This window comes from Pseudomonas alliivorans (genome assembly GCF_017826695.1).
Taxonomy (GTDB): Bacteria; Pseudomonadota; Gammaproteobacteria; order Pseudomonadales; family Pseudomonadaceae; genus Aquipseudomonas; species Aquipseudomonas alliivorans.
The window spans coordinates 73,430-82,491 of record NZ_JAFFZW010000015.1 but is presented as its reverse complement, the minus strand read 5'-3'; the positions used below and the strand labels follow the sequence as shown (position 1 = coordinate 82,491).

The 9,062-nt window shown below is 51.2% G+C and carries 7 protein-coding genes and 2 pseudogenes; 5 read left to right on the top strand and 4 right to left on the bottom strand.

All coding sequences use genetic code 11. From position 1 onward, the window contains the following. A partial coding sequence (locus tag JTJ32_RS25445; RefSeq protein WP_210043684.1) for a hypothetical protein occupies positions 1-999 on the top strand: 999 nt, incomplete at its 5' end. A gap of 2 nt (positions 1,000-1,001) precedes the next feature. Next, positions 1,002-1,943, top strand: a complete 942-nt coding sequence (locus JTJ32_RS25440; protein WP_057458282.1) for a PoNe immunity protein domain-containing protein — start codon at positions 1,002-1,004, stop codon at positions 1,941-1,943. A 265-nt stretch (positions 1,944-2,208) separates the two neighbouring features. Here the strand turns inward: JTJ32_RS25440 and JTJ32_RS25435 are convergent, their stop codons facing one another. Beyond that, a complete protein-coding gene (locus tag JTJ32_RS25435) occupies positions 2,209-3,189 on the bottom strand; it encodes an IS5 family transposase (protein ID WP_210043683.1) in 981 nt (326 codons plus the stop codon). A 301-nt stretch (positions 3,190-3,490) separates the two neighbouring features. Further along, positions 3,491-3,739: an IS66 family insertion sequence element accessory protein TnpB gene (gene tnpB / locus JTJ32_RS25430; RefSeq protein WP_236059463.1), complete on the bottom strand. Its 249-nt coding sequence runs from the start codon at positions 3,737-3,739 to the stop codon at positions 3,491-3,493. A 210-nt stretch (positions 3,740-3,949) separates the two neighbouring features. On the opposite strand from tnpB, the pseudogene JTJ32_RS26495 reads away from it, so the two are divergent. The 3 genes and pseudogenes from JTJ32_RS26495 to JTJ32_RS25410 form a co-directional block, all read left to right on the top strand. Further along, a pseudogene (locus JTJ32_RS26495) lies at positions 3,950-4,507 on the top strand (IS66 family transposase); the annotation flags it as partial. Between the two features lie 263 nt (positions 4,508-4,770). Then, a pseudogene (locus JTJ32_RS26910) lies at positions 4,771-6,345 on the top strand (hypothetical protein). 4 nt (positions 6,346-6,349) lie between these two features. Next, positions 6,350-7,291 carry a PoNe immunity protein domain-containing protein gene (locus JTJ32_RS25410; RefSeq protein ID WP_210043681.1) on the top strand — a complete coding sequence of 314 codons (942 nt, stop codon included), beginning with the start codon at positions 6,350-6,352 and terminating at the stop codon, positions 7,289-7,291. A gap of 124 nt (positions 7,292-7,415) precedes the next feature. Here the strand turns inward: JTJ32_RS25410 and JTJ32_RS25405 are convergent, their stop codons facing one another. Both JTJ32_RS25405 and JTJ32_RS25400 read right to left on the bottom strand, forming a co-directional pair. Beyond that, on the bottom strand, positions 7,416-7,748 hold the full coding sequence (locus tag JTJ32_RS25405) for a DUF3509 domain-containing protein (RefSeq protein WP_210043680.1): 333 nt from the start codon (positions 7,746-7,748) through the stop codon (positions 7,416-7,418). Between the two features lie 767 nt (positions 7,749-8,515). After that, positions 8,516-8,944 carry an HPF/RaiA family ribosome-associated protein gene (locus JTJ32_RS25400; protein WP_099226888.1) on the bottom strand — a complete coding sequence of 143 codons (429 nt, stop codon included), beginning with the start codon at positions 8,942-8,944 and terminating at the stop codon, positions 8,516-8,518. Positions 8,945-9,062: the final 118 nt, after the last annotated feature.

The window sequence follows — 9,062 nt, the reverse complement described above, 5'->3', positions numbered from 1 at the left end:
CAGCGCAACAGCTCTGCGGCGTCCTCGGGTTCAAACCACCCGAAAAGAGCCGAAAAACCGGCCAACAAAGATGCAGCTGTTGCAGCACAGGGCAAAGAAGGCGCTAGCAGTACCCATTCCAATCAGGTAGAAGCCTCAAAAATAGGCCTTCAATCCCCTTCAAGTATTCTGAATGAAGGCCTGGGTGTCAGCGGCGAACACATTGCCGATTACATCTGCGCAGTGGAGTTTGGCTGGGGTAAAGACTGGGACGGACACGACAAAGGGGCGGATGGGAAGTGGCTTGAGGGTGTGCCGAGTGCGAGCAAGATGGGGAAGCTGTCGGCGGGTGGTAGTCCGAAGGCGAAGCATGTGCTTTACAAGTTGACAGATGGTGCGAATGGAACGGGGATTGATGCTGTATGGCGCGCGAACCCAACGACTAACGACGGAAAAAAATTTGCGATTGTCGAAGCCAAGGCGAGTAAGGATGAGGATGCGCCTAAGTTTATGCGAAAGTTGAACAATACGCGTAAACCGGGCGTTGCGTCCAAACTGGGTGTGTCTGGCTTAGGTGATCCTAGCGAATTAATCGAGCCTATTGAGAATGATCCAGATATTGCTGACGGTAAAAAGAAAAAAACTCTTAATACTGGAAAAGCAAGCACTCAAGCTAAGCCAGCTTCTAAAAAATCACCCGCTAAAAGTAAACAAATATTGGTTCAGATGAGCATCGAGTGGATACGTAGAAACCTTGATAAGGCAGTCAAGGGGAACGCTCTCGTTGCACAGATACTGGCGTCAAATAGCAGGCATCTTTTTTACTCTCCACTGTATCATCCAAGCTTGAGCCCTAAAGAGCATGCTGAGGCTAGGCTAAAAGGATTAGATGAAGTTGATCACCGAAATCATAATGCTTTTCACTATGGTGAAATGGAAGTCAAGCGTTTCGTAAATAAGCGTAAAAAGTCTTTGGCCAGAAAATACGGTGCTTTAGAGACACTTAAGGTTGAGGTGTAATTATGAGTAAACGGCAAAAATTTTTCAGTGAAAAGCATTACGAGATTTATCTTGCAGAACACGATGAGGTAGTTGAATTTTTCAAGACCAATGATTTTCAGTCTGATTCGCCTGAAGAAGAGCTTTCTCTTAGGGGTGCCTTTTTTCAAAATTTGGCGCTCAAGAGGATTTTTATTGCCTATACAGCCGGAGAGACGATTGAATCTCTTATCCATCTGCTTGACGATTTGATTGATAAATATGAGGTTCGTCAAAAAACTCTCGCTATTTATGAAGGTGCACCAAATATTTCTCCCTTGGCTTTAGATGACTGGCTAGATCAATACGAAGAAGCAGTTCAAGTCATTAGCTTATGCATCTTGATGCATCGCATTGACCTGCTGGCACGTTTCGTGAAACTTATGGATGAAGCGGGCTATGCTGGTGATGATACTCTTTACGAAGATTTGTTAAGAAAAGTTTTACCTAACAGGCATGATGTTGATCAGTGGTATCACGACGTATATACACCCCTTATTCAAGCTATCTATGTTGTCGATAAAACAGAAGCACCGAAGTTGCTAAAAAAATATTGCCAGCAATGGTATCCAGCATTTAAACAAGCCCCGTGGCACGACACTCACCACCAGGGGGACGGTGGGAACTATGTGGGTTATTGGGCTTTCGAAGCTGGTGCAATCGCGTTCCTATATAACATAGACGACAGCAAAATAGATCATATGGTCTATCCAAAGGATCTGGTCGAGTACGCAAGAAATTACCAAAGTGCCAACGGCACACAGATCAATCGAGTGGTCGCTGGCGATCCCTGTACCAAGACCGGTTACTGGTTTACTCCAGCACAAGCAAATTCGAGGCGCCACTTCCAGCAAGGCGAAATCATGCCGAGTATCAGCGACTCGAAATGGGGCGATACGCTTTGGTATTGGTCTGGGGAGGAATAGCACGATGATGCTGGTGCTACTCCCTTTGGACCTATTATCTAAAACAATCCTCCCAATTCGGCGGGTTCCCAAGTCATGACGACCAGTTCGCCGAATGAGTAGTGAGTGGATTGAGGAGAATTTAGGCAAGGCTGTCTCTAGGGATTCTCCGATCAAGTTGCCGCAAGCCAGCGGAAAGTCGAAAATTCACCCGGCAAACAGCGTTATCCGCTGAAAATCGAACGATACCTCATACAGGGAGGGCGTTTTCGCCCGCTCTCCCGAGTTAAGAGCGCAACTCACCCATACCCATCAGCTGGTTTCGAGCCATCCACAGGTTTGACAGGGCGAACAGCGTGGTCAGCTGAGCTGTGTTTTTCATCAGCCCACGAAAGCGCACTTTCACGTAGCCAAACTGCCGCTTGATCACCCGAAACGGATGCTCGACCTTGGCCCGTGTCTGAGCTTTGCAGTACTCGATCTTGCGCTTGGCCTTGTAGAGCACGCTGCGTTTATTGAGTTTGGAATACGTGCTGCGCCGCGCCGCGATTTGCCAGATGACCTCACGACTTTCATGCTCTTCACGCTTCTCGACACCGGTGTATCCAGCGTCTGCATACACCGCGTTTTCTTCGCCATGCAACAGCTCGGCGACCTGCGTGATGTCGGCCACATTGGCGGCAGTGCCATGAACATGATGAACCAGTCCCGACTCGGCATCGGCGCCGATATGCGCCTTCATCCCGAAGAAGTATTGGTTACCTTTTTTCGTCTGATGCATCTCGGGATCACGCTTTCCTTCCTCGTTCTTGGTCGAGCAAGGGGCATGAATGATGGTGGCATCGACGATGGTGCCCTGGCGCAGGGACAGACCTTTGTCTTGCAGATAACCATTGATGACCGCGAGGATCGCAGGGGCCAGTTGATGCTTTTCCAGCAGATGCCGGAAGTTCATGATCGTGGTGTCTTCAGGTATCGGGGCGCTCAAGGTCAGGCGTGCAAACTGGCGCATGGGCGTGATTTCGTAGAGCGCTTCTTCCATGGCCGGGTCGCTCAGGGAGAACCCGTTCTGCAGCAGATGAATGCGCAGCATAGTTTCGAGAGCATAGGGTTTTCTGCCACCGCCGGCCTTGGGGTAGAACGGTTCGATCGGGCCCAGCAGACCTGCCCAGGGCACGACCTGATCCATCTCGGCGAGGAAGCGTTCGCGGCGTGTCTGCTTGCGCTTGCCGGCGTATTCGAAATCGGAAAAGCTCATCTGGCTCATGGGCGGGTCGGATCAGGTGGTCAGGCGTATTTCATCACATTGGGGGACTTGTTCGGAGAATCCTTAGATCAACGATGTGAGTGGCGTAGGCTTCTTTGACTTACTGCGCATCAAGCAGCATCTGCTTGAGCAGTACAGGGTCGTCAGGGAGGTCCTCGGGCATCAATTTCATGCCCTGGATTATATCCGTCAGGCAACAAATCGTGGCGTCAAAACCTTGTGCGGACAGTTACGCCAGAGATCAAATCCATCCAGTAACCAGTTCAGCTCCTGAACCGTCAACACGATAGCGTCATCGACTTCATCGGGTGATATTTTTGAATCTTTCGGACTCCAGACGCTTGAGCCAAAGGCAGAAGCCGTTGCGCTCCCGGTAGAGGATTTTCACTCGATTACGCTGGCGATTCAAAAAGACAAAAAGCACGGGGTCAAACACGGCGACTTTAATATCCAGTTCGACCAAGGCGGCCAAACCGTCAATGGATTTTCGGAAGTCCACAGGCTTGGGGTAGAGGTACACTTTTTCGACTTTGGCGTCGGGTCGCATCATGGTGCTGGCTCCAGGAAAAAGACGGGAACACAGCATCAGGCGTCAGCTATTGCCTTGGAATGTGGGGTTTGTGGAGCGGATACGGACGAAGCGATTGTCCTGACTGTCCAGGAACTCAACTGGATGCTCGACGGTTTTGACCTCTGGCGTAACCGTCCTCATCAGGTTTTGACGCCGCGATTCGTGGCCTGATTCTTTATAATCCCGGACATGAATTCTGTGCCCGAAAACCTCCATGATGACCTTCAACTTCTCAAACAGATGCTTGCGAAGATGCATTCGCGAGTCGGTTTTCTTGAACAGGAAAATGCGTTGCTGCGTCAGCGCTTGTTCGGACGTAAGTCCGAGCAGACAGCTGATCCTGCTACGCCTCAGCGAGCCCTTTTCAATGAAGCAGAGAGCATCGCCGACGTTGCCGACGAAGACACGCAAGAAGAGGTCGTCGCACCCGCCAAGCGCCGTGGCAAGCGCAAGCAACTGCCTGCGGATCTGCCGCGCATTGAAGTCATCCACGAACTACCCGAGCACAAACTGACCTGAGTCTGCGGCTGCCGCAAACACGCCATTGGCGAAGAAGTCAGCGAGCAACTTGAAATCGTCCCGATGCAGATACGAGTGATCAAACACGTTCGTAAAGTCTACGGTTGCCGCGGCTGCGAGACTGCACCGATCATTGCGGACAAGCCGGCTCAGGTGATTGAGAAAAGCATGGCCAGCCCGACCTGGCTCGAACTGAACCTGCACTACGACAACCTTGAACCAGTGCCGGGCGCCTCGTACCGCGTTGACTTCGGGGACGGCTCGACGCGTGAAGGGGTGCTGGATGATGACGGGTTTGCCCGGTTGGAAGACGTGCCGAAAGGCCCCGCAAAAGTGTATTACGGCGAAGACCCAAGGCCGTTCAGCCGCGAAAGTGTGACGATCGTGCAGAACTCCGACGAAAAGGTTAATGAAGACTTGCGCAAGCTCGGCCTGGACCCGGACCAGATTGATTTACAAGCATTGGTGGAGAAAGCCGCAGGGAGGCTGACATGAGCGACGCAGTAGCTGAGAGCGCAAACGAAGGCGGCGAAGACCGTAACGCCACCTATCAAGAAGCCGCAGTCGAACTGGCAAAAGGCATCGCGCTGGGCGCGGTACCTTTTCTCGGCCAGGCCATCGATGCTTACGACACCATCGAATCCTCTATCGTCCTCTACAACTCAGAGTCGACAGCAGGCAAGGAAGACGCGCAGTTTGACCTGTTGATGGCCATCATTGGCTGGATTCCAGGACCGGGTGACGGGCTGAAGAAAAGCATGCGCATCGTCAACAAGGACCCCGAACGCTATGCCCCGGTCCTCTTTGACCTGCTGCGCTTCGTGCTGCAGGAATGCGGCATCAAGACCAGTCCTGAAGAACTGCTCAAACAGGTATTCGACGCGGGAAAACTGACGGCTGAACTCGACGAAATCATCACAGGGGTGAAAGGCTCCTCGACCTTCCAGAGCCTGCCCAATTGGGCCAAAACATCCGTAGTCACTGTCCTCGCCGCCTCCCGCGACAACATGCCAGCGATAGTCGGCAGTCGGCATCGTTGAGAAGCGACTGGTGAAATGGAAAGGCATGCAGCGCAACAGCTCTGCGGCGTCCTCGGGTTCAAACCACCCGAAAAGAGCCGAAAAACCGGCCAACAAAGATGCAGCCGTTGCAGCACAAGGTAAGGAGAACGCGAGCAGGACCCATTCCAATCAGGTAGAAGCCTCAAAAGTCGGCCTTCAAGCCCCTTCAAGTATTATGAACGAAGGCCTGGGTGTCAGCGGTGAACATATCGCCGATTACATCTGCGCCGTGGAGTTTGGCTGGGGCAAAGACTGGGACGGACACGACAAAGGCGCGGATGGGAAGTGGCTTGAGGGTGTGCCGAGTGCGAGCAAGATGGGGAAGCTGTCGGCGGGTGGTAGTCCGAAGGCGAAGCATGTGCTTTACAAGTTGACCGATGGTGCGAATGGAACGGGCATTGATGCGGTTTGGCGGGCAGATCCTGCTAACAATGGAGGTAAGAAATTTGCGATTGTCGAAGCCAAGGCGAGTAAGGATGAAGATGCGCCTAAGTTTATGCGAAAGTTGAACAATACGCGTAAACCGGGTGTTGGTTCCAAGCTTGGGGTATCAGGAATAACCGACCCTAGCGAGTTGATAGAGCCTGTTGAGGACGGCAAGGATAGCTCCGTTCAAGAGGGCCAGAAATCGATGAAAAGCGGTAGGTCAAAAAATTCACTCCATAAAAAACGCAAGGCGGGTGAGGCAAAAGTCAAAGAGGTACTTGTGCAGATGAGTGTAGAGTGGGTTCTTGCTAATCTTCAAAAGGCTGTTGGCAATCGAATGCTCGCTGCCCAAGTGGAAGTTTCTTATAGTCGACATTTATTTTACGCTCCATTGTATTACCCTAGTTCTAGCCCCAAGGACCATGCTGAAGCTCGACTAAGTGGCTTGGATGAAAAAAACATCGAATTCATAATGCTTTTCACTATAACGAGGCGGAGGTCAAGAGCTTTGTAAATAAGCGAAAACGGTCTTTAGCCAAGAAATATGGTGCTCTGAGCACTCTTAAGGTCGAGGTATAAGGTTATGAATGTGAGGCAAAAGTTTTATAGCAGGAAGCACTACGAAAACTTTCTAAAAGAATATGACGAATTAGTCGATTTCTTCAAGGTAAATAAGTTTAAGTCTGATACTGCGTTGGAAGAGGCTTCCCAGCGGGCAAGATACTTTCAAACACTTGCCTTGGATAAATTGCTGGCGACTTACACATCTGGAGAAAGTATAGAGTCTCTTGTTCCTATTCTTGAGAATTTGATTGAGAAATATGAGTTGCGCCAAAGGAGCTTGGCTGAATATCAAGGTGCTCCAAAAATTTCGCCATTAGCGATAGATGACTGGCCTAATCAATATGAGGAGGCTGTTCAGATAATAAGCTTTTGTGTTTTGTTGCACCGTAACGATCTGGCATCTCGTTTTGCTGTTTTGATAGACGAAGCAGGCTATGCGGGCGAGGATACTCTTTATGAATCTTTGCTTAATAAGGTTTTGCCCGGTCGGCACGATGTGGATCAGTGGTATCACGACGTCTACACATCCCTTATCCAGGCAATTTATTCCGATGATAAAAAAGATTCATCCGATTTATTGAATAAATATTGTCAAGAATGGTATCCAGCTTTTAAGAGCGCTCCATGGCACGATACTCATCTTCAAGGGGAGGATGGGATCTACGTAGGCTATTGGGCTATAGAAGCTGGAGCCATCGCTTTCCTATATAATATAGATGACAGCAATATAGATCACATGGTCTATCCCAAGGATCTGGTCGAGTACGCAAGAAATTACCAAGGTACGAATGACACTCAGATCAATAGAGTCGTCGCCGGCAATCCTTGCACCAAGACCGGTTACTGGTTTACTCCAGCACAAGCAAATTCGAGGCGTCACTTCAAGCAAGGCGAAATTATGCCGAGTATCAGTGATTCGGCATGGGGCGATACGCTTTGGTACTGGTCGGGAGAAGAGTGAAGTCTTCAATGAAGCGTTCAACGGAAGTAAGTGTTGAACGCTTTGTCATAAAAGTTCCGCCGACGGGATACGGCGTAGCAAGGTTGAATCAGGGTTCATGGTCGTTTTAAAACCGGATAGCCCATCAAACCCCCGCCGCCAGATTCGGCCGCTTTCGCTGCCACTCGTCATTGGATGGCGCACCTGGCTGCCGAAGGGCAGCGTCATCTGTCATTGCAGCCAGAATCTTGATTGCGCTGTCGCCACGTTCGATGGCGATGCCGAACTGCACGCTTTCTATCAGCCGGCGCAGGCGTTCCGGGTCGTTACGTTGAGCGGCGCTGATCAGGCGCTTGGCGACGACGCCACGTTCGTTGGAGAGCGTCAGCATGATGCTGCCGTCCAGTCCTTGAATGCTCAGATTCACCCGATAGTCCGGATGGAAAGTGTCCGTGATCATCTGAAAAGGATTGTCCATATCATTTACCTGCTCAATGGTTCTGCATAAGTTGACCGGGTTTAAGTCCTTTTGGTTCTCAGCGGCCGATCAGTGGCTTGGCCGTGGCTTGGGTGTCGCCATCAGTGCGTTGCACGGTTCGGGCCATTTTTCAGGAGTGGCCTTTTGAAGCGCACAGGATCAGTCGCCGCCAGCGCTGTATTTCGCAGGGAGTGGGTACGTGAACAGTTTGTCGATGGCCGTGGCGCAAAGCTCACGAGCGACGGCTTCAGGCCTGCCTCGCCCACTGACCGGCGGGTGATTTACATAGGACAGATTCTACGGATTGTCAGACATTCAGACGCTTTCCTTTTCCGGTCAGGCATTCGCATTTGCGGGATAAAAACCTCGTTTGGAGGTGTTCCGAAAATCACGATGTCAGGTGTCTTGTACGGTCGGTGGAGGAGGGGGCGATGCGGGCTGTTCGAGTGAGCCTCCGATGTCGGAAGGCAGGTCAACGGCCTCCGTTTTTGCTCACAGAAGAAACGGAAAAGGCGCTCGATATTGGTTTGTCACTGGATGTTAAATTCGATGGACGGCATCGAGACGTCGAGGTTCAGCGTCGCGAACTGTGTTCCGGGTGATACAAAGCTGTGCGCCGGGCATTTGTGGTGCGCACCGATCAGTCGCAGGGTGAATCACTTTTCAACGCTTTTGACCGACCTGCGTGAGCATCACGAAAAAGGGCGAACCCTCGCAGGTTCGCCCTTTTTATCTATCGTGAAACCTGTTCATGCAGCGAATCGGAATCAGCTCAAACGAGCGGCTTCTTTCTCCTGCTCTTTCTCCAGAAATTCCTCTTCAAGCAACGCGTCCGGACTGATCGAATCCTCATCCTGCTCGGTCAGGACGGGCGCTGCGCCGCGCTTGCCGCGCAGTTTTCCGAACAAATGCTCAAGGGCGTGATCGAGTTTTACCGCCGCGCCATCCACAGCCTGATCTACCGTATCGGCCTTGTGGGAAACAGAAATAGGTTGGTGTCCTTTTGGCCGGGCTTCCATCTGGCATTTGATGTCGTGCGGGCCTGGCTTGTCGCCGTTTTCATCGCGGATATGGACTTCCACGCGAGTCAGGTATTCGTCGTAGTGTTCGAGCGTGCTTTCAACGGTGGTACGAACCCACTCCTCCAGTCGGATACTGCTTTCGATGTGATTATCGCTATTGACCTGGATTTGCATAGTTAATCCTTATTAGGGCTTGCTCGTGTGAGCCTGGACTGCGCGATGACTCGCGGTTTCGTTTGCGCTCATTCACAGTGTTGGCGGCAATGGCCCAACAATTCAACCCCAATATGGA